21 protein-coding genes are annotated in these 24,643 nt (G+C 70.2%); 14 read left to right on the top strand and 7 right to left on the bottom strand.

The features are described 5' to 3' along the window. The first annotated feature begins 7 nt into the window (after window positions 1-7). Window positions 8-1,060, top strand: a complete 1,053-nt coding sequence (locus NR810_RS14015; RefSeq protein WP_257452741.1) for a TetR family transcriptional regulator — start codon at window positions 8-10, stop codon at window positions 1,058-1,060. On the opposite strand, the gene NR810_RS14010 is transcribed toward NR810_RS14015, so the two are convergent. Continuing rightward, window positions 1,057-1,599: a hypothetical protein gene (locus NR810_RS14010; RefSeq protein ID WP_257452738.1), complete on the bottom strand. Its 543-nt coding sequence runs from the start codon at window positions 1,597-1,599 to the stop codon at window positions 1,057-1,059. The genes NR810_RS14015 and NR810_RS14010 overlap by 4 nt on opposite strands. Window positions 1,600-1,693: 94 nt before the next feature. Between NR810_RS14010 and NR810_RS14005 the strand changes: the two genes are divergently transcribed. Continuing rightward, a complete protein-coding gene (locus NR810_RS14005; RefSeq protein WP_257452736.1) occupies window positions 1,694-2,755 on the top strand; it encodes a hypothetical protein in 1,062 nt (353 codons plus the stop codon). A gap of 9 nt (window positions 2,756-2,764) precedes the next feature. Here the strand turns inward: NR810_RS14005 and NR810_RS14000 are convergent, their stop codons facing one another. Next, window positions 2,765-3,103, bottom strand: coding sequence for a tetratricopeptide repeat protein (locus NR810_RS14000; RefSeq protein WP_204221750.1), 339 nt, complete (start codon window positions 3,101-3,103; stop codon window positions 2,765-2,767). Between NR810_RS14000 and NR810_RS13995 the strand changes: the two genes are divergently transcribed. From NR810_RS13995 to NR810_RS13975, 5 genes are read left to right on the top strand one after another with little or no spacing between them, the layout of a single operon-like run. Then, window positions 3,102-4,370: a glutamate-5-semialdehyde dehydrogenase gene (locus tag NR810_RS13995; RefSeq protein WP_257452731.1), complete on the top strand. Its 1,269-nt coding sequence runs from the start codon at window positions 3,102-3,104 to the stop codon at window positions 4,368-4,370. The two genes, NR810_RS14000 and NR810_RS13995, sit on opposite strands and share 2 nt — an antisense overlap. Window positions 4,371-4,389: 19 nt before the next feature. Next, window positions 4,390-4,920, top strand: a complete 531-nt coding sequence (gene rsfS, locus NR810_RS13990; RefSeq protein WP_257452729.1) for a ribosome silencing factor — start codon at window positions 4,390-4,392, stop codon at window positions 4,918-4,920. Next, complete coding sequence (locus tag NR810_RS13985) at window positions 4,917-5,381, top strand: 23S rRNA (pseudouridine(1915)-N(3))-methyltransferase RlmH (RefSeq protein ID WP_257453252.1); 465 nt, start codon at window positions 4,917-4,919, stop codon at window positions 5,379-5,381. Before rsfS ends, NR810_RS13985 begins: the two co-directional genes overlap by 4 nt. 6 nt (window positions 5,382-5,387) lie before the next feature. Next, entirely contained in the window at window positions 5,388-5,900 is a 513-nt protein-coding gene (locus NR810_RS13980) for a DUF4365 domain-containing protein (protein ID WP_257452716.1), read from the top strand. Continuing rightward, window positions 5,897-7,018 carry a hypothetical protein gene (locus NR810_RS13975; protein WP_257452714.1) on the top strand — a complete coding sequence of 374 codons (1,122 nt, stop codon included), beginning with the start codon at window positions 5,897-5,899 and terminating at the stop codon, window positions 7,016-7,018. The genes NR810_RS13980 and NR810_RS13975 overlap by 4 nt, the downstream gene beginning before the upstream one ends. 16 nt (window positions 7,019-7,034) lie before the next feature. On the opposite strand, the gene NR810_RS13970 is transcribed toward NR810_RS13975, so the two are convergent. The 3 genes from NR810_RS13970 to NR810_RS13960 are packed head-to-tail and all read right to left on the bottom strand — an operon-like array spanning window position 7,035 to window position 10,561. Beyond that, entirely contained in the window at window positions 7,035-8,315 is a 1,281-nt protein-coding gene (locus NR810_RS13970; RefSeq protein WP_257452712.1) for an SLC13 family permease, read from the bottom strand. A gap of 58 nt (window positions 8,316-8,373) precedes the next feature. Continuing rightward, window positions 8,374-10,065 carry an HAD hydrolase family protein gene (locus NR810_RS13965; protein WP_257452710.1) on the bottom strand — a complete coding sequence of 564 codons (1,692 nt, stop codon included), beginning with the start codon at window positions 10,063-10,065 and terminating at the stop codon, window positions 8,374-8,376. A 55-nt stretch (window positions 10,066-10,120) separates the two neighbouring features. Next, window positions 10,121-10,561 carry a CBS domain-containing protein gene (locus NR810_RS13960; RefSeq protein ID WP_257452709.1) on the bottom strand — a complete coding sequence of 147 codons (441 nt, stop codon included), beginning with the start codon at window positions 10,559-10,561 and terminating at the stop codon, window positions 10,121-10,123. 831 nt (window positions 10,562-11,392) lie between these two features. On the opposite strand from NR810_RS13960, the gene rnk reads away from it, so the two are divergent. The 4 genes from rnk to NR810_RS13940 all read left to right on the top strand — a co-directional run bounded on the left by rnk (window position 11,393) and on the right by NR810_RS13940 (window position 14,778). Beyond that, window positions 11,393-11,809, top strand: a complete 417-nt coding sequence (rnk, locus tag NR810_RS13955) for a nucleoside diphosphate kinase regulator (RefSeq protein WP_257452707.1) — start codon at window positions 11,393-11,395, stop codon at window positions 11,807-11,809. 80 nt (window positions 11,810-11,889) lie between these two features. After that, the gene (locus tag NR810_RS13950) at window positions 11,890-13,014 is read left to right on the top strand and encodes an RNA ligase RtcB family protein (protein ID WP_257452705.1); all 1,125 of its coding nucleotides are present in this window, start codon (window positions 11,890-11,892) and stop codon (window positions 13,012-13,014) included. A gap of 21 nt (window positions 13,015-13,035) precedes the next feature. Then, window positions 13,036-13,659: a glutathione S-transferase family protein gene (locus NR810_RS13945; protein ID WP_257452704.1), complete on the top strand. Its 624-nt coding sequence runs from the start codon at window positions 13,036-13,038 to the stop codon at window positions 13,657-13,659. A 165-nt stretch (window positions 13,660-13,824) separates the two neighbouring features. Continuing rightward, window positions 13,825-14,778, top strand: coding sequence for a sensor histidine kinase (locus tag NR810_RS13940; protein WP_306818154.1), 954 nt, complete (start codon window positions 13,825-13,827; stop codon window positions 14,776-14,778). A 2-nt stretch (window positions 14,779-14,780) separates the two neighbouring features. Here NR810_RS13940 and pfp read toward each other — a convergent pair whose 3' ends face one another. Next, window positions 14,781-16,094 (bottom strand): diphosphate--fructose-6-phosphate 1-phosphotransferase, encoded by a 1,314-nt coding sequence (pfp, locus tag NR810_RS13935; protein WP_257452701.1) that lies wholly within the window; start codon window positions 16,092-16,094, stop codon window positions 14,781-14,783. 119 nt (window positions 16,095-16,213) lie between these two features. Between pfp and NR810_RS13930 the strand changes: the two genes are divergently transcribed. The 3 genes from NR810_RS13930 (at window position 16,214) to NR810_RS13920 (ending at window position 22,496) form a co-directional block, all read left to right on the top strand. Then, complete coding sequence (locus NR810_RS13930) at window positions 16,214-16,912, top strand: ComF family protein (RefSeq protein ID WP_257452699.1); 699 nt, start codon at window positions 16,214-16,216, stop codon at window positions 16,910-16,912. 125 nt (window positions 16,913-17,037) lie between these two features. Next, window positions 17,038-20,727: a DUF3857 domain-containing protein gene (locus tag NR810_RS13925; protein WP_257452697.1), complete on the top strand. Its 3,690-nt coding sequence runs from the start codon at window positions 17,038-17,040 to the stop codon at window positions 20,725-20,727. A 71-nt stretch (window positions 20,728-20,798) separates the two neighbouring features. Next, window positions 20,799-22,496, top strand: coding sequence for a sensor histidine kinase (locus NR810_RS13920; RefSeq protein WP_257452695.1), 1,698 nt, complete (start codon window positions 20,799-20,801; stop codon window positions 22,494-22,496). Here the strand turns inward: NR810_RS13920 and NR810_RS13915 are convergent. After that, the gene (locus NR810_RS13915; protein WP_257452693.1) at window positions 22,466-24,637 is read right to left on the bottom strand and encodes a bifunctional alpha,alpha-trehalose-phosphate synthase (UDP-forming)/trehalose-phosphatase; all 2,172 of its coding nucleotides are present in this window, start codon (window positions 24,635-24,637) and stop codon (window positions 22,466-22,468) included. The two genes, NR810_RS13920 and NR810_RS13915, sit on opposite strands and share 31 nt — an antisense overlap. Window positions 24,638-24,643 lie beyond the last annotated feature (6 nt).

Below are 24,643 nucleotides of genomic sequence, written 5' to 3'. Positions count from 1 at the left end.
GAGTTTGATGAAGCGCGCCCTGCTCCCCCCGCTGCTGTTCCTCCTCCTGGGGGCCCCCGTCTGGGCGGCCTCGGGGCTGGACACGCCGCGGGCCGAGGCGCGGACGGCGCGTGCCCAGGTGCGCGAGCTGCGCGACCGTCAGCAACTGCTGCGAGCGGAGCTCAACACCCTGGCCGGGCGCATCGAGTCCCTCAAGTCCGAGCAGAAGGGCCGGCTGGTGGCGGGCCCGGAGCTGGAAGGGGCGCTGCGGCGCTCCCAGGAGCTGTCCGGTCAGCTCACCGGTCTGGCGCAGTCACTCGCCGGGGCGGAGGCGGAGGCCGAGCGGCGCAACCTGGCGCTGTACACGGCGCTCTCCGACGAGCTGGCCCGGGTGCGTCAGACGTGGGACGCCACGAAGGACCGGGAGGCCCGGGCCGGGCTCATCGCCCGCATGCGGGACCTGCGCGCCGAGCGGGACGCGGTGCGCGCCGCGTTGCCTCCCTCCCAGGTGCCAGCGCTCGACGGCGCTCGGACGAGCGACGACCCCGAGGACATGCTGGAGCAGGCGGACGCCCTGCGTGACTCCGAGGACAAGGTGAACCAGCGCCTCCAGGCCCTGCGCGCCCGCATCACCGAGCTGCGCGAGGAGCGGGAGCTGGACCGGCGCATGAGCGACTTCCTGGGCGAGGAGTCCATGTTCGACGACCAGGACCGGCACATGCGCCTGCGCTTCGACTCCGCCTCGAAGTCCATCTCGGTGGCTCCCGTCCCGCGCAGGGGTGGAGGCTCCGGCACCACCTTCACCGAGGGCTCCAGCCCGTCCGCGGGAGGGCCGGTGAACTCTCCGGCACCTCAAAATCCGGATGATGGCCAGGAGCCGACGAACAACTATCAGCCCTATTCCTCCCGGGCCTCCGACAGCCGCCCCCAGGTGGGCACGGTGCGCGCCCAGACGCTCGCCAGTGGAGACTCGGAGAGCCTGAGGGAGCTGGAGGCGGAGGCGGCCCGGCTCGAGTCGCTCGCGCGAGAGCTGGGCTCCCGCGCGGACACGCTGGAGCGCAAGGCCCAGCAGCTGCGCTAGTTCAGCAGCCGCACCTCGACGTCCAGCTTCACGTCGGCCTGCAGGCGTACCTCCTTCGAGGGCTTGCGGCCCTTGCCGCGCACGCCGATGCTCATGGAGGGCGCGGTGAGGAAGGGCTGGAGCTCCGCGCCCGTCAGGTCCATCTCCAGCACCGGGTTGGGCGCCTTGAGGCCCAGCGAGGCGATGTTCTTCTTCTGGGCCACCAGCACCTCCCGGTCCCCCGCCTTCGCGTAGAACTCCAGCGAGTCGAGGAAGGAGAAGTCCTGGTCCGCCGGCGTGAGGATCTTCAGTTGCAGGGACCGCAGCTTCGCGGAGGACACCTGCTCCTTGGTGACGCCCTGGTTCTGGAAGTCCTGGTTCTGGTCGAAATCGATGCTGGTGAAGCTCCCGATGGCCGGAAAAGCATCCAGCACGGTGGAGATGCCCGTGGGGTCCCCTGGAACGGTCGTCTCGCCCTTCACCTCCGCGACGAAGGTGGGGGGGCCGCAGGCCACGAGCGAGAGCAGGGCACACACGGAGAGTACGGATGTGAGTCGCATGGTACACAGTCTAACGGCCGTCCGGGCGGGCCGTCACCGCTCGACCGGGCTGGCCGCCCTCTCGCGGACGGGGCATGCGGCCGGAGCCCGGAGTATGGTGCGCCCGTTGAAACGGCTCCTCTCCGCGCTCGTGGTGCTTTGCCTGGCGCTCGCCGGTGGCGCGCACGCCGCCGACGTGGAGGGAGCCCTGCGCGTGACGGGCCGGACGCTGCTGGACGGGAACGCGCCGCGCGACTTCTCCAAGGGGCGCCTGGGCTCCGGTGCCGCGGATCTGATGTTCAGCCTGCTGGCCTCGGGCGAGGGCCGCTACACCGCGGACCGCTGGCAGCTCGTGGGCCGCTACGACGGGGGTGTCCGCAAGTACCTCACCTTCGCCGACGAGGACGTGCTGGTGCAGGCCGCGGCGCTGGAGGGCTCCATCGCCCTGGGCACGTCGCTGGGACTGGGCGTGGAGGGGCGCGCCAAGGACCGGCGGGGGGGCAGCCGCGACTACTCGGACCTGATGGGGACGGCCTTCGTGGAGTACGCCCCGGACGCCCGGCTGGCCCTGCGCCTGCGCGCGGGAGCGCACCGATTCCTCTACCGGCCGGACTTCGCCGCCAGCTTCGGCGGCCCCGAGGTGGGCTTCCTCGCGCGCTACCGCATCGACCGCCGGCACGCCCTCACCGCCTCCGGCGAGTATGGCTCGCGCCGCTATCACGCCTCCGTGCGCTACCCACCGGGGACACAGCTGGCGTGGACCGGGCGGCGACAGGACGGCTCCCTGCTGGCGAGCGTGGGCTACACCTACAAGGGCCCGCTGGCGCTGGGGGTGGCGTACACGTACCAGGAGACCAGCTCCAACAGCTTCGGCGAGTCGGTGCAGCGCCACCGGCTGAGCGGCAGCGCCGGGGTGCGCCTGCCCTGGAGGTTGATGCTGCTGGCCCAGGGCGCCCTGGGCATCAACCGCTACCCGGACGGCGTCTACCTCTCGCCCGACATCATCCTGCTCGAGGACGACGAGGCGCAGAACACGCTGTCGCTGAAGCTGGTCCGGCCCATCCACGAGCACCTGGACGTGGAGCTCTCGTTCGCGATGTACGGTACCCAACTGCCGCGCAACGAGCTGTTCTACTTCCGCCAGGTGGGCGGGGTGGGCCTCACCTGGCGGCTGTAGTAGCCGGTCTCAGTCCAACCCGGACAGCCGCTCGTCGATCTCCTCGGCGAGGCTGGCATGGCTCTGGGCGAGCGCCGTATCCCGGGCGCGGGTGAGCACCTCTCGGGCCTTCTGCGTCTGCCCGGCGCCCGCGTAGGCATCCCCCAGGGACACCAGGGCCGCGGCGTACGCCGGATCCAACCGCACGGCCGTCTCCAGGGCCTGGGCGGCCTCGGCGTACTGCCGGCGCTCCAGGTAGGCCTTGCCCAGGGAGAAATGCGCCATGGGCGCGTCGGGAAACTCAGCCGCCATCTGCTTGAACTGCTCCAACCGGGCGTCGCTCATGGTCCGGTGATAGAGGAGAGGCATGTCCGTTGCCAAGGAAGACGTGCGCTCCCTCGCCGAGACCGCCCGGGCGGCCTCCCGCGTGCTCGCCACCGCCCCCACCAGCCAGAAGGATGCGGCCCTGGGGGCCATGGCCCGCCACCTGCGCCAGGCCACCCCCGCCATCCTCGCCGCCAACGAGGCGGACATGGCCGCCGCGCGCACCGCCGGCAAGGGAGGCGCCTTCCTGGACCGGCTGCTGCTGGACGCCCAGCGGGTGGAGGCCATGGCCCGGGCGGTGGAGTCGGTGGCCGGCCTGAAGGATCCGGTGGGTGAGCAGACGGAGGAGTGGGACCGGCCCAACGGGCTGCACGTGCGCAAGGTGCGGCTGCCGCTGGGGGTGGTGTTGATGATTTATGAAGCCCGCCCCAACGTGACGAGCGACGCGGCGGCGCTGTGCCTCAAGAGTGGCAACGCGGCGCTGCTGCGCGGGGGCAGCGAGGCGGCGCGCTCCAACGCGGCGATCGCCTCGGCGCTGGCGGCGGGCGTCACCGAGGCGGGGTTGCCGGCGGCGTGCATCCAGCCGGTGCCCCCGGGCGAGCGCGAGACGCTGCTGGAGCTGCTGAAGCTGGAGGGGCTGATTGATTTGTGCATCCCCCGGGGTGGCGAGGGGCTCATCCGCTTCGTGGCGGAGAACGCGCGGATTCCGGTGGTGAAGCACTACAAGGGCGTCTGCCACGTGTACGTGCACGGGGCGGCGGACCTGGAGATGGCCACGCGCATCACCGTGAACGCGAAGACGAGCCGGCCGGGGGTGTGCAACGCCGCCGAGTGCCTGCTGGTGGACCGTTCGGTGGCGGAGCGCTTCCTGCCCCAGGTGGGGCGGGAGCTGGTGGCGAAGGGGGTGGAGCTGCGCGGGGACGGGGCCACGGTGGAGGTGCTGGAGCGGGCCGGGGTGCCGGTGAAGCCGGCCTCGGAGGAGGACTGGGGGCAGGAGTTCCTGGACCTCGTCATGGCGGTGCGGGTGGTGGACGGGCTGGACGCGGCGCTGGGGCACATCGCCCGGTACGGTAGCGAACACACCGAGGCCATCGTCACGGCGGACGCGGCGGTGGCGGGGCGTTTCACCCGGGAAGCCCAGGCCAGCGCGGTGGTGTGGAACGCCTCCACCCGCTTCAACGACGGGGGCGAGCTGGGCCTGGGGGCGGAGATTGGGATTTCCACCAGTCGATTGCATGCTTTCGGGCCCATGGGCTTGCGAGAATTGACGAGTCAGAAGTACGTCATCCACGGGAGCGGGCAGGTGCGCTAGGGTGGGCCCCAGGACACGTATGGCGACCAAGAAAACGGCGACGAAGAAGAAGACGGCGGCGAAGAAGAGCGCGGCGAAGACGCCGGCCGCCCGCAAGAAGCTGGCGACGAAGAAGACGGCGGCCAAGAAGCTGCCCGCCCGCAAGAAGACGGCGAAGAAGAAGGCCCTGACGCCAGCGGCGATGCCCTCGGCGCCGGTGGAGAACCCGCGCGCCCATGCGCTGGCGCGCAAGATTGCCCACCTGCTGTCGGACAAGAAGGGCCTGGACATCGTCATCCTCGACGTGCGCGGGATGACGTCCTACGCGGACTACTTCGTGGTGGGCTCGGGCGAGAGCGATCGGCAGGTGTCCGCCATGGCGGAGCACGTGCTGACCAACCTCAAGGAGACCGAGAGCCTGCGCCCCATCGGCCACGAGGGCATGGAGACGGGCCAGTGGGTGCTGCTGGATTTCGGCGAGGTGGTGGCGCACCTCTTCTTCTCCGAGATGCGCGCCCACTATGACCTCGAGGGCCTCTGGGCGGACGCGCCGCGGGAGAAGGTGGCCTGAAGGTCCGGCTCCTCTCGATAGGCAAGGACCGCTCGGGCCTCTATGAGCCCGCGGTCCAGGAGTACGCCTCGCGCCTGACCCACTACACCCGCTTCGAGCTGATTGAGTTGCCCGAGGCGGGTGGGAAGAAGGGGAAGGCGGGGGACGCCAAGGCCCAGGAGGCCGAGGCCATCCTCTCGCGCCGCAAGCCGCAGGATCTGCTGGTGGCGCTCGACGAGCGGGGCAAGCTGTTGGACTCGGTGGAGTTCAGCCGCTACGTGGGCCGCGCGCAGGATGGAGCGAAGGACCTGCTGCTCATCATCGGCGGTGACGAGGGCCTGGACGAGCGGGTGAGACAGTCCGCGGACCTGGTGCTCTCGCTGTCGAAGATGACGCTGCCGCACCGGCTGGCACGGGTCGTGCTGGTAGAGCAGCTCTACCGCGCCTTCACCATCCTCAAGGGTGAGCCGTACCACAAGTAGCCGGCCATGCTGAGCCCCGACGATATCAAGGAGGAGTTGAGCCTCACGTACGTTCGCGCCATCGCCTCGCGGGCCGGATTCTCGGTCGAGGAGGTACGCAAGGACCGAGACAGCGTGGACCTCAAGGTCCGCGCACGCGGACTGCTGACGGAAGATGCGGTCCTGACCTCGCCCGAGCTGGCCATCCAGCTCAAGGCCACGGTGCTCGACCCACTTCCCGAGAGGGCCTTCTCCTTCGAGCTCTCCCGGAAGAACTACGACGATCTCATCGCCCCGTCGCTCGTTCCACGCATCCTCGTCGTGTTCGTCATGCCAGGGGACGAGGGGCAGTGGCTGACCCTCACCGAGGAGGCGCTCACCTTGCGGCGATGTGCCTACTGGCTCTCGCTTCGAGGCTTGCCAGCCACGACCAACGAAACGAGCCAGACGGTCCGCCTGTCACGCAGGCAGACCTTCGACCACGACACCCTGCGCGACCTGTTGCGCAAGGTGTCCCGTGAAGAGGAGCTCGCACCATGAACGCGGAGCAACTCCTCGCGCTCGGAAACCGGGTCGACTACCAGAACGTGCGCGCCTATCTGGAAGCACGCGGATGGAACCGCATCCCGTCGCGCCGTCTCCAAGCGGCCATCTATCGCATCGGCCAGGCGCCCGTCGCGGAGGTCCAGGTCCCCCTGGATCGCGACCTCATCGATTATGGCGAAGCGATGGTGGAGGTCGCGCGACGCGTCGCCGAATACGAGCAGCGCTCCATGGAGTCGCTCCTGCGAGACCTGCTGCGGCCCAGGTGGGACCTGATCCGCTTCGCCCTGGAAGGCGAGGAGACGCGAGATGGAGGCATCCGTCTGGGCAATGGGCTGGACCTGGTGAATGGCGTGCGCAAGGCCCTGCTCGCCAGCGCCTGCAGCATCAAGCGTCCGGGAACGACCTTCCACCCACGAATGACCCTGGCGGAGGCAGATGCGTTCCTCCAGGAATGCCGCCTCGGGCAGACGGAACTGGGGAGCTTCGTCCTGACGGTGGAAGCACCGCTCGATGTGACGCCGCAACGGTCGGCACGGGAAGAGTCCTTCGGAAGGCGCGCCTCCCTGCTGCTCCTGCGCTCGGTGGCACACGTGGCCGCGGCCGTTCGAGCGGGCGCGCCCGAGAGGGTCCTCGAGCCCGCCAGTGGCGAGCCCGTGGTGAGCGCCAACCTCTGCGAGGCGCTCGTCGAGATGATGCCGCGCGATGAGAGCGCTGACCTACGACTGCGCAGCTCCTGGTCCCCCCTGCTCCCCGTCGAGCCAGAGGTGCCCTCCGAGGTCCATGTGGATCGGAACATGTACGAGGCCATCGAGAAGATGGCCCACCAGCTCCGGCCCTCCCGTGGAGCACAGCCCAACCAGTTCGTCGGCAGGGTGGTGGAGTTGATGGGGGAGCCAGGTGAGTACGGTGAAGTCGAAGGAGCCGTCGTCCTCCAGGCCCAGGTGGAGGATGAGCTGCTGAAGGTCCGAGTCACACTGGGCGCCACCGATTACCGGCAGGCGACCGCGGCCCACCTCGAACAGCGTTACGTGACCGTCAAGGGTGTCCTCCGTCGAGGACCCCGTGTCCACCAGCTCGAACAGGCATCCGACTTCCGGCTCGTCGGCACCTGATGGGTGCCGCCGTGCCCTACCCCGCCCCGCCGGACAGGCCGTGCGCCTCCATCGGCCAGGCCCAGGGGACGAGCACGAGAAGCACGGCGAGCACCAACACGGTGAGAGGCCCTCCGAGACGGAAGAAGTCACTGAAGCGGTAGCGCCCGGGGCCGTACACCAGCAGACAGCTCGGCTCGAGCGGGGTGATGAACGAGCATGAGGCGGCGAGCGCAATCCCCATGGCGAACGTGCGGGGATTGACGCCCAGGCCCGCGGCGGCGCTCAACCCGATGGGCAACACCACGAGCGCTGCGGCCTGGTTGCTCATCGGAATGGAGAGCACGACGGTCAGCACCATGAGGCAGAGCAGCACCAGGCGCGGGCCACCCACGCCGGCGACCTCGGCCGCGAAGCTTCCGAGGAACCGCCCCGCCCCGCTCTTCTCCATGGCGAGACCGAGCGCCATCATCGAGCCGATCAACAGCACCACCCGCCAGTCGATGCGGAACGCACGCCTCGGGTCCAGACAGCCGGTGAGGACCATGAGGAGGACGCCCGCCATGCCCGCGACCGACAGGGGCACCAGTCCCACCGAGCCGAGGACGAGCGCGGCCGCGAAGAGGGAGATGGCGAGCAACGCCTTGGAGTGACGCGGAGTCTCGGTGATGAAGTCCCGCGCCCGCCCGTCCTCCTCGCCGACGCCCGTCCGGGTGGGCAGGACCACGGGTGTCAGGAGGAGGAGGAGCGCAATGCCCAGGAGCGCCACGGGCAGCCCCACCGGCGTGAGCTCGACCAGACCGATGGGGCGCATCCCGAGGTCATCGAGACGCGCGGAGACCACCAGGTTCGTCGAGGTCCCATACAGGAAGCCCATTCCCCCCAGGATGGAGGCGAAGGCGAGTGGCATGAGCACCCGGCTCCTGCGCAGGCCAGCGGCCTTCGCGCCTCGGAGGGCCACCGGGAGGAAGGCCGCCGTGGTGATCGTGTTGGGGACGAAGGCCGAGAACACCGCCACCAGCAGCATCAGCCCCACGAGGAATCCCCGGGAGCCACGCCGGCCGAAGCGGGCCAGCCAGCTCCCGGCCCTGTGCATCACCCCGGTCGCCGACAGCCCCTCCGTCATCGCCAGGAGCGCGAAGATGAAGATGACCGTCTCGTTGGAGAACCCGGCGAAGGCCTCCGCCGGCGTGAGGACTCCCGTCAGCGCGAGCAGGCAGACGATGGCGAGCGCCGTCACCTCGAGGGGAACCGTCTCCAGGGAGAAGAGGACGATTCCGATGAACACGATGGCCAGAACGAGTGCAATCCCAGTCATGTCGAAACGCTCCCAGGAGCAGAGAGGTGGGCCCACCTGGCCGCGGGCCCACCCCACCTCAGGCGGGAAGCGCGTACCGGTGGGCGATGGCACCACGGACCCGCCGGCGACTGTCCGCCGCGGGGAGCTCGTAGCGCTGTTCGATGGCGGAGATCTCCCGGGCCAGCTCGTCGTCCCGGAGGACGTGCCGGATCCAGCGCGAGTAGTCCCCGTGCCAGAGGTGGAAGAGCCACGTCCGCTCATCCACTCCCTCCACCATCTGGCAGAAGCTGCTCAGGTTCTGGGCCCGCAGGTCGAGCCTCCCCTCCGGCCCATGGAAGACGAAGCTCCCGGAGCCCAGGTCTCCCTCCACGTGTCCGTGGAGCCGGCGTAGACGCTCCGCGCGCCCGGGTGGAACCCTCAGCCGCAGGGGCCAACGCCCCTCGGTGATGAACCAGGCGAGCACTTCATCTTCCTGGCCGGTGCTGAGCCGGGTGTGGGGAGTGGTCTTGTCGAGCGCCTCGGCCAACTGCCCGAGGGTCCGCGTGGGAGCCGGCCCGACCGCCACGGCGACATCCACCTGCCGAAGAAGGGGACGCGCCACCTCCCCCGGGTCCTCCACCACCAGAAGGGTCTCTCCCAGCTTCGAGGGAAGCCCCTCGGCACGCTCTCCGGCGGGCCACAGGTGCTGGGCTCCGTGGACGACAATCCAGTGCGGCCGCCCCGTCCGCTTGCGCATCAGCGCCAGCGCCGTGAACAGCTCGGAGCTGAAACCCGGCTGCTCGTAGGGACGCAGCCCCGCGAGGTTGACCACGAGCTTCACCGAGGGGTCCGCCAGGGCGGCGATGACCTCGGACACGCGAGGCGCACGCAGCCGGCTCCCCAGCCTCACCATGTCCTCGCGCGGCTCGAAGTCCCCCACGGGGTCGATGACACAAGGCTGGTACTTCTTCTGGATGAGGCGCTCGAGGAACCCGAAGGCGTAGCGCGACCGTCCGCCGCCCCGCGGCCCCGCGACGAGGACGTTGTCGCCATAGGCGGGAACGCACACCGCGTCTCCGGCCCCATCGAAGCCGAGCAGCAGCGCGTCATGGGGAATCCACCCCCTCGCCGCCTGGAGGTCATCGCGCACCAGCTCCTCGATGAGCTCGACCACCCCGGCCTCCGCCCTTCCTCTCGTCACGAAGGCAGCCCGCTCCTTGAGCGCGGGCAGCGCATCGGCCACGGCCACCGCGCACTCGCTCATCTCCAGGAGCGAATGGTCATTGGCCTCGCTGCCGATACTGACGACCTCGTGTGGAGACAGCCCGAGCGACAGGAGCGCTTCCTGGAGTCCCGCCCCCTTGTTGACGCCCGGAGGCACGGCCAGCGCCGACTCACCACAGAAGAAGATCTGCAGCTCGAGACCGAGCTCGCGAACCGTCTCGACGAGGGCACACGCCCGCGACGCATGGGTGTAGACGGCGACCCGGCCCCGCTCGACGGAGGAAGGGATGCGCTGGCGCAGGGCTCGCGTGAAGGACTCGGGAACGGGCTCGCGCAGGGACAGACTCTCGCGGCGGGCCGGCCAGTGCAGGACGGCTCCATTCTCAGCGATGACGCAATCGAAGAGCTCCAGGCGGGGGCAGACCTCGGGCAGCTCCCCGAGCCGTCGCGCGGTCACCAGGAGGGCGCGTCGCCCCGAGCTCCGCAGTTGTTCGAGCGCCGCCTCGATATGGCCGGCGGCGGCCAGGGTTCCATCCAGACTCATGGCGAGAGCCAGGTAACGCATGGGGACCTCCGTTTCAGGTGAAGGACGTAGGAGAGCGGCCGCTTCGGGGCACGCGTCACCCCGCCGTGGCGCCTGTCCAGGCGGGGGCATCACTGGCGGGGAAGGACTCCTCGGAGGCCCGCCCGACCGCATCGAGCTTCGCGAGCTCCCGGGGAGAGACCACGCCCACCGCGCGCATCTCCCCGTCGACGACGATGGCCCGCCGCGCTCCCCCGTGAACCATCCGCCGCGCCAGTTCCGCCACCGACTCGTCTTCGTGGGTGAAGATGAAGTTGAGGCTCACGACGTCCCCCACGCCCTGGATGGGGTACCCCTGAGCCCACGCCTCGGCGCCCAGCACCAGCCCCCGCATCGTCACGAGGCCGTGGATGGCGTGCCCGTCCCACACGACGACGAGAGGGCATCGGGACTGCCTCATCCGCGCTACCGCTTCGCGGAAGCTCGTCTCTGGCCTGACAACGGCCACATCTCGCAGCATCACGTCTCGCACCCTCATGACAGCCTCCTTTCCACCTTTGAATGAAATCCGGCTCGGCGCATCCAGCGACGCCTGGCCTCACGGCTCCCGTGTGCGCTCCGCGCGCAGCTCGGGCGGGACGGGACTCCAGCCCGTGGGAGCGCAGGGGAACGGGGGTGAGGGGATGCGGACCTGGACGAGGACCGGCATCGAGGGCGTGCCAGACGAGGTCTCTTCCTCGCTCAACGACCGCTGGCGCCCCTAGGAAAGAGGTGCCGCGGCGCGAGAGGAAAGCCAGGCCGCGGCCCTGTGGAGCACGCACGAGCGCAGGCACACTCCCGCCCGGGATGTCTCATTCCTGACGGGGGCTGGCGGTGGCAACGTGCGCATCTCGACGATCCTGGGTTCACGACGATGCCCGGTCAGCATCGTCCTCCTGGTCAACCCCTGCTCCGACGGGATTGTTCCTCCGTCCCGGAGGTGCACACCCGAACTCGAGGGGCCGCCTGCCTTTGCACGCGGAGGACAAGCCGTTATAGTCGTGCACTGGAACCCCGGGTGCCCGAACTCATGACGTCCCTCTGCCCAGCTCCGACGAAGTCCGGTACGCGCTGGGCCGTGGTGCGCCGAGTCCTGCCCGCCCACGACCGGGCCACTGCCTGTCTCGAGTTCCACGCCGCCCGCCACCAGTTCTAGTCCCGGCGCGCGGCGTTCCGCCCCCTCCCGAAGACGGCCCTGACTCGCTCCCGGGTGGCCCTGTCCTGACCGCCCTCGTGGACGGACACGCAAGCCACTCCACGAGTACCCGCCGCCTTCCCCCCACTGACCCAAGGCCGCGAGCGCGGCCACTGCCGCAGGAGGAGCACCACCATGAGCAAACAGCAACACATCATCGTCACGGAGACCGACCTCGAGCGACTCCAGCGTGTCATCGAGCAGCACTCCGGCGGGCGCAACGCCGAGCTGGCCGAAATGCTGGAGCAGGAGCTGGCCCGGGCCGAGGTGAAGAGCGCCCAGGACGTCCCGCCAGACGTGGTGACGATGAACAGCACCGTCGTCTTCGAGGATGAGGAGACGGGCTCGATCCGGCGGGTCACGCTCTGCTACCCGCAGGACGCACGCAGCGACGAGGGCCGCATCTCCATCATCGCCCCCATTGGAAGCGCCCTCCTGGGGCTGTCCGTGGGCCAGTCCATCAAGTGGCCGGTCCCGGGCGGACGTACCCGGACGCTCCGCATCGTCGCGGTGCCGTACCAACCCGAAGCAGCAGGGGACTTCCACCTCTGACACGGAGCGACCGGGCGGCTCGGCCGCCCGCGCCGACCCTGGCGCGTCAGGCACCGGACGCCGCGCGCGTCCGGGACGGCATGAACTCGCCCACTCCTCACGTCCGTGTCATTGCCTCGCCCCAGTCGTGGGTGGAGGGTGAAGCCATCCGTCAGCTCGAAGCCGCCTCGCGACTTCCAGGCATGCGCTCCGCGGTGGGCCTGCCTGATCTCCACCCGGGCAAGGGAGCGCCCGTGGGCGCCGCGTTCACCTCCGAGGGCCTCTTCTATCCCTTCCTCGTCGGCAACGACATCGGCTGTGGCATGGGCCTCTGGGAGCTGGACCTGCCAGCGCGCAAGGCGAAGCCGGAGCGCTGGGCGGCGAAGCTGGACCTGGATGGACCGTGGGGGGGCGACACGGGTGCGGTGCTCGCCGACATGGGCGTGAAGCCCTGCGGCTTCGAGGCGGCACTCGGCACGGTGGGCGGTGGCAACCACTTCGCCGAGGTGCAACGGGTGGACGCGGTGCACGACGCGAAGACCTTCACCTCGCTGGGGCTGGAATCGGATCGGCTCCTGCTGCTCGTCCACTCCGGCTCTCGCGGACTCGGCGAGGCCATCCTCCGGGCGCACGTGGACCGGCATGGCACCCGGGGACTCACGGAGGACTCGGACGATGCGCTGAAGTACCTCACGCGGCATGACCATGCCGTGGCCTGGGCGCGGGCCAATCGCGCCACCATCGCCGGACGGATGATGCAGGGCATCTGCGCGGCGGGAAGGCGCGTGCTGGATGTCTGCCACAACAGCGTCACCCCGAAGCCCTTCGACGGGCACACCTGCTGGCTGCACCGCAAGGGCGCGGCGCCCTCGGACCAGGGGCCGGTGGTGATTCCCGGCAGTCGCGGCTCGCTGAGCTACCTGGTGCTACCCACGGGCGATGGCGCGGGCCACGCCCACAGCCTGGCGCACGGGGCTGGCCGCAAGTGGACCCGCTCCAGTGCCCGCGAACGCATGCGCGAGCGCTTCACCCCCGAGGCCCTCACGCGCACCTCCTTCAAGAGTCACGTCATCTGCGAGGACCGCGACCTGCTCTTCGAGGAGGCACCTCCCGCGTACAAGGCCATCGACCGCGTGGTGCAGGACCTGGTGGACGCCGGGCTCGTCCGGGTGGTGGCGACACTCGCCCCCGTGCTCACCTACAAGACGCGCAGCCGCCGGGAGTGAGCCTCGGCTAGGCTCGTTTCCATGATCAAACTCTACCAGTCCCACCCCTCGGGGAATTGCTACAAGGTCCGCCTCCTCCTGCATCAGCTCGGGATTCCCTTCGAGACGGTGGAGACGAACACCAGCGCCGGAGAGACGCGTACTCCGGAGTTCAAGGCGAAGAACCCCATCGCCAAGGTGCCCACCGTGGAGCTCGAGCCGGGGGTGTTCCTCGCCGAGTCCAATGCCATCCTCTGGTACTTCGCGGAGGGCACTCCGTTCATCCCCTCGGACAAGCTGGAGCGGGCGCGGATGCTCCAGTGGATGTTCTTCGAGCAGTACAGCCATGAGCCTTACATCGCGGTGGCCCGCGCGTGGATCGCCTTCTACGGCGTCCCCCCGGGCAAGGAGCGGGAGCTCGAGGAGCGCATCCAGAAGGGCTATGCCGCCCTGGACGTCATGGAGGGCGAGCTGAAGAAGCGCCCCTTCTTCGCGGGTGAGCGCTACAGCATCGCGGACATCGCCCTGTATGCGTACACGCACGTGGCGGACGAGGGACGGTTCGACCTGAGCCGGTACCCGGCCATCCGCTCCTGGTTCGAGCGGGTCCAGTCCCAGCCGAGGCACCTGCGCATCGGGGACCCGGTGCCGCCCGCCGCCCGCTAGGCGGGACCGGGACATCGTGGCGGATCGCCACACCGCCCCAGAGGCCTCATGGCCCGGGTGTGGCGGAACGCCCCAACGGGACTCCTCCCGGTGGCGGTCCTCCCGGGAGCGGCCCCGATGGCACGCTCGTCGCAAGACCCCGCCTGTATCGCACGCGAGGTCGGCATGATGAAGATGCAATCCAGGGTGGTTCCTTTCGCGGTGCCCGAGCGCCACGGCGAACACGCGACGCAGGGAGAGCGGGAGATGCGCCGCTACAACGCCCTGCTCGAGGAGACCGTCCGTCAGCGCACGGCCGAGCTGGAGCGGACCAACGCCCGGCTCGAGGAGAGCCTGAAGCAACTCCAGATCGCCCAGGCCCAGCTCCTCTTCGCCGAGCGGCTGGCGACCATCGGCCAGCTCGCGGCGGGCCTGGGCCACGAGATCAACAACCCGCTCTCGTTCATCCTCTGCAACCTCGACTACGTGCAGCAGCAACTGGTCCGGACCTCGGGCGTGCCCACGCAGGAGGAGAGCCAGGAGATGCTGGAGGCGCTCGCCGACGCGCGTGACGGAGCCGAGCGCGTCCGCCTCATCGTGAAGGACCTCAAGGTGCTCTCCCACCCCAACGACATGGAGCTCGGCCCGGTGGACGTGGTGACCACCCTGCGCGGCGCGGCGAAGGTGGCGGCGTACGAGATGCGCGACCGGGCCCGGCTGGTGGAGGACCTGGACGCCGTCCCGGCGGTGAACGCGCACAGGGCACGGCTGAGCCAGGTGTTCCTCAACCTCCTCATCAACGCGGCCCACGCCATTCCGCCGGGGCAGGCGAAGCAGAACGAGATCCGCCTCTCCGCCCGGATGGACGGCCCCACGCGCGTCCTCGTGGAGGTGAGCGACACGGGGTGCGGCATCTCCCAGGAGAACCTGGAGCGCATCTTCAGCCCGTTCTTCACCACCAAGCCCGTCGGCGTGGGGACGGGACTCGGGCTGTCGGTGTGCCACGGCATCGTCACCGCGCTGGGCGGCGACATCTCCGTGGAGAGCGAGCTGGGCCGGGGCTCCACCTTCCGCGTGAGCCTCCCCGTGTACGAAGAGGAAGCCCCCAGCGCCCAGGCCGGCTCATCCCGCGCCGCCTGACCTCACGGAGCGGGCTTCGACCCCGGTCCGTCGTTGGCGGGAAGCTGGGGGCCCACGTCGGGCACGACCAGGGACTCGTCCTTCACCAGATGGAAGAACTGATCGCGGAAGGCATCCGGCGTGAGGCGGGCGACCTTGGCGAACCGGGCCAGCTCCTCCGGCTTCTCGAAGTCCTCCCGCTTGAGCCGGAGCATGAACCCGCGAGCGATGAGGTAACGGTCCGAGTCGATGTCCACCATCCGCACCCGGGGCCGCCCGGTGGCCGGATCCTTCATGTCCTGGAACGAGATGGGACGGAACCGCCCGTCGATCATCGACACCACCGCCTCGGTGCCGCCCTGGATGATGTACCGGGCCGCGCAGTGACCGAGGTCGCGCGTGTACTCCATGTCGAACGGGATGGGGTCGGCGCAACGCACCTCGTACCCGATGTACTTGGGAATGAGGGTGGCCTTGATGCCCAGGCGCTCGAGCCGCTCCTCCACGCCCTTGATGAGCACCTCCCCCAGGTTGATCTGCGCCACGTGGATGTTGCCCATGTGGTCGCGCGGCAGCTCCGTGTACTTCGCCAGATCCTCGGGATCGATGCAGTCGGCGAGGCCCTCGGCGATGAGGGCGATGCCATCCGGGCGGCCATAGGCCAGCCGCTTGATGACCGAGCCCGCGAGGATGTCCACCACGGTGGCGAACGGGACCCGGCCCTTGCGGAACTCCTCGGGGATGAGGGTGTTGGTCGCCCCCACCGACTTGCCGATGGCCAGCGCCAGGTGCCCCGCCTTCCGCCCCTGGGCGATGACGTAGTACCAGCGCGAGGTGGTCTTCGCGTCGACCATGAGGTTCTTCACGATCTCCACGCCCACGTGACGCGCGGTCTGGAAACCGAAGGTGCTCGTGTCCTCGGGCAGGTCGATGTCGTTGTCGATCGTCTTGGGGACGTGGACCACGCGGATCTTCCCGCGGGTCTTCTCCGAGATGATCTGCGCGAGCGTCGCGGTGCCATCACCCCCGATGGTGATGAGCATGCCCACGTCGAGCCGCTCGAGCGCGTCGATGGTCCGCTGGAGGTGCTCGGGGGTGCGGGTCGGGTTGGCGCGGGAGATGCCGATGTATGAGCCGCCCCGGAAGTGGATGCGGCTGGTGTCCGCGATGGTGAGGGGGACGACGTGGGAGATGTCCCCCTCGGCCAGCCACTTGAAGCCATCCTGGATGCCAAGGACCTCCACCCCCGAGAGACTGGCCCGGATGGTGGCCGCTCCAATCACGCTGTTGATACCCGGGGCCGGTCCTCCGGCGACGACGATGGCGAGCTTCTTCATATCTCCGTCCAGATGGTGGGATGAGGTGCGATCGGCAGCCGTCATCGTGCGCTCTGGACTCTCCAGAATCCAGCATCCTGTGCCATGGTCACACCCGACCGTTGAGGGGGAATCCATCCGTGCTTCAAGCGCTCCTCGAGCTGCTCTATCCACCCGCGTGCATCGCCTGCGCGAAGGTGATGCCCGTGCGCGCCGCCTTCTGTGAGGCATGTGACCTGGCCGTGGAGCGCCTCCCGCCCGCGCGCTGCCAGACCTGCGCCGAGCCCGGCTCCTTCCCCCGCGACACCTGCCCCCGCTGCCGCGACCTGCCGCCCCCCTTCGCCCGCACCTGCGCCCCCTTCGCCCACGAGGGCCCCGTCGCCCGCGCCATCCACCGCTTCAAGTACGAGGACCACCCGGAGCTCGCCCCCGCCCTCGCGGAGCTGCTCGCCTCCGAGTCCCGCCAGTTCCTCTCCCAGGCGCCCGGCCTGCTCGTCGCCCTCCCCCTCCATGACCGGCGCTTCCGCGAGCGCAAGTACGATCAGGCCCAGCTCCTGGCGGGTGAGCTGGCCCGCGCCACCGGCCGCCGGGCCCCCGTGGGGCTCCTCTCCCGGGCCCGGGAGACGCAGCGCCAGGTGGGCCTCTCCGAGTCCGACCGGGCCCGCAACGTGGCCGGTGCCTTCTCCGCCTCCCCCTCGGTCGCCGGCCAGGCCGTCCTCCTGGTGGACGACGTCCTCACCACCGGGGCCACCGCCCGCGCCGCCGCCACCGCCCTTCAAGCGGCGGGTGCCACCCGTGTCGAGGTCCTGACACTCGCCCGTGCCTTCTCGCTCGCTTGAACCCGACATTTCAGTTGCCTGCCCGCCCTCAACGGCGCATGCAGGGGAAGGCTCACCGAAGCCCGGCTGTTCACCCGCGCCGGCTCTCCCTGCCGGCCCCTTATTCCGACGGACGAGGAAAACGGATGTCCCGTACCCCACGGCTCGCCGCGCTCTCGCGCACCCCCTGGCTCGTCGCCCTGCTCGTGCTCGCCTGCCCGCTGCTGACCCGGGCCGCCACCACCGAGACCAGCGCCACCGCCGCCCGGGAACAGGCCGAGGAGGCCCTGAAGCTCGCCTCCTCACCCCGCGGGGCGGCCCAGCTCATCCGGCTGCACGCCTACAAGGAGGACCTCGAGGACCTCACCCCCCTGGTGAAGACCTATGGCGAGGTCATCTCCCGGCGCGACAGCGACGCGGGCGCCCGCGCCACCGCGCACCTGCTGCTGATGGACCTGGAGCGCGCCCGCGGCCGGCTGCAGCGCGCCACCGAGTTGCGGGACGCCCTGGGCTTCATCGGCGAGTACTACGTCGTCGGCGGCTTCGACAACGAGGGCAAGTCCGGCTGTGACACGGACTTCGGCCCCGAGGCGGCCGCGTTGGACCTCACCGCCAGCTACGCGGGCGCCAAGGGCCGCGAGGTGTCCTGGCGCCGGCTCTCCGTCACCCCCACCGACGGCTACGTCGACCTGGGCACCGCGCTGCGCCCCAACCGCGAGGCCGTGGCCTACGCCCTCACCTGGCTGGAGGCCCCGGCCGAGACGCGCGTGGCGCTCGGCGTGGGCACCTCCGGCGCCTTCCGCCTCTGGGTGAATGGCGAGAAGGTGGCCGCCAGCGACAGCTACAACGCGCCCCGGCCCGACCAGTCGCGCGTCTCCGTGCGCCTGCGCAAGGGCCACAACCGCGTCCTCCTCAAGGTGTGCCAGGACACGGGCCCGCTCGGCTTCTTCCTGCGCCGCGACCCTCCCGCCCGCATCCGCGCCACCCTGCCCTCCCCCCTCCCCGCCCTCACCAAGGGCCCCTCCGCCGCGCCCCAGGTGCTGCCCACCGTCACCTCCGCCATGAAGGACGCGGTGGCCAAAGCACCCCAGGACGCGCAGCTGCGCGGTGAGTACGCCACCGTGCTCGACTTCTTCCGCGCCTTCGACGAGCGCGAGCACACCTCCACCGTCGAGGCCGACCGCGCCGCCTCCGCCGCCCCCCAGGACGTGCGGCTGCAACTGCTGGCCGCCAGCGCCCACCGCGACGACCTCAACCTGCGCCGCCGCTTCCTCGAGGCCGCCTTCCGCGCCGACCCCACCTCCGTCCTGGCCCGCGTGGCCCTCGCCGAGCACGAGCTGGAGCGCGGCCACCCCGAGCGCGCCATCGAGCTGCTCAAGCCCGTGGTGGAGCTCGCCCCCGACTCCGCCGCCGCCCGCCTCACGCTGGCTCGCGCCCACGAGGTGCTCGGCGAGTCCGCCCGCGCGCACATGATGGTGGAGGAGGCCCTCCAGCGCCTGCCGCGCATCCCCCGCGTGGTGCGCTCCGCCGCCAGCTCCGCCCGCATGCTGGACCGCCCGCAGGACGCGGTGGCCCGCCTGCGCGTGGCGCTCGCGCTGCGCCATGACGACCGCTCCAGCCGCGCAATGCTCGCCCTGCTCCTGGCGGACATGGGCCAGGTGGAGGCCGCCGCGCGCGAGTACACCCAGATGCTCGCGTTGGACCCCTTCGACAACTCCACCCGCCTCAAGCTCGCCGAGCTGCGCGCCGCCAATGGCCAGCCCGACGCGGCCACCGCCTGGTTCGCCGAGGCCCGCGCCCTCTCCCCGGACGAGCCCGAGGTGTACGAGCGCGAGGGCCGCGCCCTGCTCACCGCCGGCCGCCACGAGGAGGCCCTGGCCGCCTTCGAGCGCTCGCTGGCGCTGCGCCCGCAGAACCCCGCCCTCAAGGAAGCCGTGCGCACCCTCAAGGGTGAGTCCGCCAGCGCCGGCACCCAGTACCTCACGGACTTCAAGGACCTCCTGAAGGAGGCCGAGGGCTACACCAACGAGGACGCCGTCTTCCTCGTGGACACCACCTACGTGCGCGTGCAGAAGAGCGGCCTGTCCGGCCGGCTTCAGCAGTTCGCCGTGAAGGTGCTCAACGCCCGCGGCGTGGACGCCTTCCGCTCCTATCCCATCACCTACTCGCCAGACCGCCAGGAGGTGCGCATCCTCCGCGCCCGCATCACCAAGCCGGATGGCTCCGTGGTGGACAGCTACGGCGAGAGCGACCGCAACATGAACGAGCCCTGGACGGGCATGTATTACGACTCCCGCGCCAAGGTGCTCTCCTTCCCCGCGCTCGCCCCCGGGGACGTGCTGGAGCTCCAGTACCGCCTGGACGACACCGCCCAGGAGAACCTCCTGTCCGACTACTGGGGTGATGTGGAGAGCATCCAGAGCACCTACCCGAAGGTGCGCTACCAGTTCCTCGTGGACATGCCCAAGGAGCGGCCCCTCTATTGGAACGAGAAGAAGCTGCCCGGGGTGACGCACGCCCGCGAGGACGTGGACTCCGGCCGCGTCCTCTACCGCTGGGGCGCGAAGCACGTGGCCAAGGTGGTGCCGGAGCCCGGCATGCCCGGCTGGGCCGAGGTCGCCGCCAGCCTCCACATCTCCACCTATCGCACCTGGGACGAGGTGGGCCGCTACTGGTGGGGCCTCGTGCGCGACCAGCTCACCCCCAACGACGAGCTGCGCCGCACCACGGACACCGTCCTCCAGGGCGTGGACCGCAAGGACCAGCAAGCGGTGGTGCGCGCCATCTACAACTTCGTGGTGACGAACACGCGCTACGTGGCGCTCGAGTTCGGCATCCACGGCTTCAAGCCCTACCGGGTGGACCGGGTGCTGTCGCGCCGCTTCGGTGACTGCAAGGACAAGGCGAGCCTCATCCACGCCATGCTGAAGGTGGCCGGCGTGGACAGCCGCCTGGTGCTGCTGCGCATGCGCAACCTGGGCGCCATCGACGGGGAGCCCGCCAGCCTCGCGGCCTTCAACCACGCCATCGTCTACGTGCCCAGGTATGACCTGTACCTGGACGGCACCGCCGAGTTCCACGGCGCACGCGAGCTGCCCAGCGCGGACCGCCTGGCCAACGTGCTGGTGGTGGAGCCGGGCGGCAAGGCCACCTTCCTCACCACCCCCGAGGCCCGCCCCGAGGACAACGCCACCCGCCTCACCATGAACCTGGCCCTCAGGCCGGACGGCAGCGCCGAGGTGTCTGGCGCCTCCACCGTGGGCGGGCAGATGGCGCCCGACTACCGCCGCGCCTACCGCTCCGTGGCCTCGCGCAAGTCCACCTTCGAGCGCGCCTGGGCCCAGAGCTTCCCCGGCCTCACCGTCCAGGACGTGAAGCTCAACGACACCACGCGCCTGGATGACGACGTGCAGGTGGACTTCAAGATGGCCATCCCCCGCTTCGCCGAGGCCGCCCCCGGCCACCTGCGCTTCCTCCCCTTCGGCACCGGCCGCGCCTACACCCAGTCCTATGCCTCACTCGCCGAGCGCCGCTTCGACCTGATGATGAGCGGCCCCTGGGTGAACCACTTCGCCTTCCGCTACACGCTGCCCCAGGGCTACTCCGTGGCCGAGCTGCCGCCCAACCAGCAGGAGGAGACCCCCTTCGGCCGGGTGCGCCTCACCTACAGGCAGGAGGGCAACCAGCTCATCTGCGAGGGCGAGGTGGCCCTCACCGCCGCCCGCGTGAAGGCGGACGACTACGCGGCCTTCCGCTCCTTCCTCAACCGGGTTGACCAGGGGTTCGCCCGCAAGGTCACCCTCCGGGGCCCCGCTTCGCCCACCGCTGAACGTTGAGCCGGGGGGCCCCCGGCTCTTTTCCAGGAATTCACGAGATATCCTCGCTATTGGGCAAGCGGGGGTCCGTGATGACGATGCGCTCGAAGGTGTGGCTGTTCGCGATGGTGTCCATCGGCCTCGTCTTCGCAATGGGAGTGGTGAGCTTCAATGGGACCCGGCGGGGCGTGCGCTCCCGCCAGTACCTGAGCCTCAACCAGGATCAGATCGACATCTACGGCCGGATGCACGTGAGCACCCAGCCCTTCCTGGAGGCCCTGAGACACGCGCAGCGCGACGGGGTGAACATCACGCGCATCCTGCGCGAGCAGGACGCGCGCATGGACGAGAACTTCGCGCGGCTCGAGGCACTCGAGCGCCTGGAGCTGCAAGTCTCCCCGGTGGAGGACAAGCGGGCCCGGGAGGAGCAGTACCACGAGCAGCTCGTCTGGCTCCATGATGCCCAGCATCGCTGGGTGAGGCGGGCGGAGGAGCTCGCGCGCGCGGTGGAGGCGGGGACACCCATCTCGCCCGAGGCGTGGTGGGACCTGCTCCAGGACTTCGAGCGGGAGCTGGGACAGCCCCTCACGGCCGCCATCCAGAAGGAGCGTGCCCAGATGGAGTTGCTCCGGCGGGACTGGGACGAGCGCGCGTTGATCACCCGCCAGTTGTCGAGCCTCATCCCCGCGCTGGCGCTGGTGCTGGTGCTCGGGCTCGCCTTCGCCATCATCGAACCGATGCAGCGCTCCCTGCGCGAGCTGCTCACGGGCGCGGAGCGCATCGGGCACGGGAACTTCGACCACGAGCTGCCCGCGAAGGGCGGCGACGAGCTCGCCACGCTGGCGCGGGCCTTCAACCGGATGGCCGTCGAGCTGCGCGACCTGCTGCGCGAGAAGCAACAACTGGTGCGGGCCGAGGCCGAGGCCTCCGAGCGCGAGTTCCGCCGCTACAACGCCCTGCTGGAGGAGACGGTGCGCGCGCGCACCACGGAGCTACAGGACAGCCTGCGGCGTCTCCAGGAGACGCAAGAGCAGCTCCTCTTCGCGGACCGGCTCGCCACCGTGGGCCGGCTCGCGGCGGGCGTGGGCCATGAAATCAACAACCCGCTGGCCTTCATCCTCGGCAACCTGCGCTACGTCCAGGACGAGCTCCAGCGGATGGAGCGCCTGCCCTCGGACGACGAGCGGCGGGAGCTGATCTCGGCCATCGGCGAGGCGTGCGAGGGCGCCGAGCGGGTGCGGCTCATCGCGCAGGATCTCAAGGTGCTCTCCCGCCCGGACAACGCCGTCCACGGTCCGGTGGACCTGGGCACGGTGGTGCGCAGTGCGGGGAAGATGGCCGCCCATGAGATCCGCCACCGCGCGCGCCTCGTCGAGGACTGCGAGGGCGTGCCGCCGGTGCGCGGCAACGGGGCGCGCCTGAGCCAGGTGCTCCTCAACCTGCTCATCAACGCGGCGCACGCCATCGAGCCGGGCCGGGTGGAGCAGAACGAGATCCGCGTGACGGCGAGGCAGAGCGCCCCCGGCCGCGTCCTGTTGGAGGTGAGCGACACCGGGTGCGGCATCCCCGCGGAGAACCTGGGGCGCATCTTCGAGCCGTTCTTCACCACCAAGCCGGTCGGCGTGGGCACGGGGTTGGGGCTGTCGGTGTGCCACGGCATCATCACGTCATTCGGCGGGGACATCACCGTGGAGAGCGAGGTGGGCCGGGGCACCACCTTCCGCATCTCCCTGCCAGTCGCCGAGGGCGCCATGGAGCATCAGCCCACCAGCAGCGTGGAGAGCAACTGACGCACCTCGGCCGATCCCTTCACCCGGTAGCCGGCACGCGTGTCCTTGCCACCGGCATGGATGGCGATCCCCCCCACCGGCAGCGCGGCGAAGAGGTCCTCGTCCGTGCGGTCATCGCCGATGGCCACCACCAGCGAGCCGGGGGCCATGCCGTCGGTGACCGGCCCCACCACGCGGCCCTTGTTCACCCCACGCGCACGGACCTCCACCACCATGTCGCCGGGCAGCACCTCCAGCGGACCATGGGCGAACACCTCGCCGAGGTGCAGGCGCAGCTCCCGCGCCTGCCGGGCGCCGAACACCCGGTCCACCTGCCGGTAGTGCCAGGCGAGCGACGCCGACTTCTCCTCCACGAAGGCGCCGGGCACGCGCGCGACGAAGGACTCGAGCACCGGACGCACCAGGCTCTTCCAATCGGTGTTCACTCCCTCCAGGGCCGTCCAGGGCTGGCCGGGCGCGGCGCGGGACCACAGGCCGTGCTCCGAGTGCAGGCCCACCGGCAGCTCGCCGAACCACGTCTCCAGCGTCTCCCGGGGCCGTCCACTGACGATGTGCACCCGGGTGCCAGCGCGGGTGGCGAGCCGCCGCAACAGGTCCAACAGCTCCGCGTCCGGCGTGGCCAGCTCCGGCTTGGGAGCGAAGGGCACGAGCGTGCCGTCGTAGTCGATGAGGAGCAGCAGGTTGCGGGCCTCGCGCATCCGGGCGAGCGCCGCCTCCGCTCCCTCCGGCTGGGCGCGTGGAGGAGGAAGGGGCACGGCCTCGAGCGTGTCCAGGAAGGAGCGCACCCACCAGTGCACGTCGTACTCCTTCACCCGGGCCCGCAGAGTCCGCATGCGCGAGCGCCGCTCCTCCTCCGGCATCTCCAGCGCGGCCTCCAGCGCGTCCGCCATGCCGTCCACGTCGAAGGGGTTCACCAGCAAGGCGTCCGCCATCTCGTCCGCGGCGCCGGCGAACTCACTGAGGACCAGCACGCCGTCCTCGTCCGGACGCGCGGCGCAGAACTCCTTGGCCACCAGGTTCATCCCGTCACGGATGGGGGTGACGAGCATCACGTCCGCGGCGCGGTAGAGGGCCGCGAGCTGCTTCTCGTTGAAGGAGCGGTAGAGGTAGTGCACGGGCACGTTGTGGACACCGCCATAGAGGCCGTTGATGCGCCCCACCAGCTCGTCCACCTTCTCGCGGTAGGTGGCGTAGTCCGACACCGCCGTGCGGCTGGGCACCGCCACCTGGACGAAGCGCAGCCGGTTGCGCCACGCGGGCTCGCGCTCCAGCAGACGCTGCACCGCCAGCAGCCTCCGGGGAATCCCCTTGGTGTAGTCCAGCCGGTCCACGCCCAGCACCAGCCGCTGGCCCGCGCTCTTCTCCCGGTGCTGGCGCACGTCCTCGAGCACCCCCGGGTCATTGGCGAGGTTCTCGAAGGACTGCGCGTCGATGCCCATGGGGAAGGCGCCCAGCCGCACCTCGCGCCCCTCGTAGGACACCCGGTCCACCACCGTCTCCAGGCCCAGCAGCCGCATGAGGGTGCTGGCGAAGTGGCGCACGTAGGTGAGCGTGTGGAAGCCGATGAGGTCCGCGCCCAACAGGCCGCGCACCAGCTCGGCGCGATGCGGGAGGGTGCGGAAGATCTCACTCGAGGGGAAGGGAATGTGGTGGAAGAAGCCGATGCGCGCCTGGGGCAGCCGCGCCCTCAGGAAGGCCGGCACCAGCATGAGCTGGTAGTCGTGCACCCAGATGGTGTCCCCCGGCTGGTAGTGACGTGCCACCAGGTCGGCGAAGCGCTCGTTCACCCGGCGGTAGACGTCCCAGTCACGATCCTGATTGGGAACCCGGTCGATGAGGTAGTGGCACAGCGGCCAGAGGACGCGGTTGGAGTAGCCCTCGTAGAAGCGGCTGACCTCGCTGGCGCTCAGGTGGAGGGGCACGCAGCGCAGATCGGCGAGCCTGGCGTCCACGGCCGCGCGCTGCTCCGCGGTGAGCCGCGACACATCCCCGGGCCAGCCAATCCAGACGCCCCCCGAGCGCTCATGCGGGCCGCGCAGGCCCGTGGCGAGCCCTCCGGCGCTGCGAACCACGGAGACACCATCCCTGTCCGCCTTGACGGTGACGGGGAGCCGATTGGAAACGAGCAGGAGTCTGGACATACGTCC

It is taken from the genome of Archangium lipolyticum (genome assembly GCF_024623785.1).
GTDB classification, from domain to species: domain Bacteria; phylum Myxococcota; class Myxococcia; order Myxococcales; family Myxococcaceae; genus Archangium; species Archangium lipolyticum.
The sequence above is the reverse complement of the archived record's forward strand: the minus strand, read 5'-3'. Positions and strand labels throughout refer to the sequence as shown.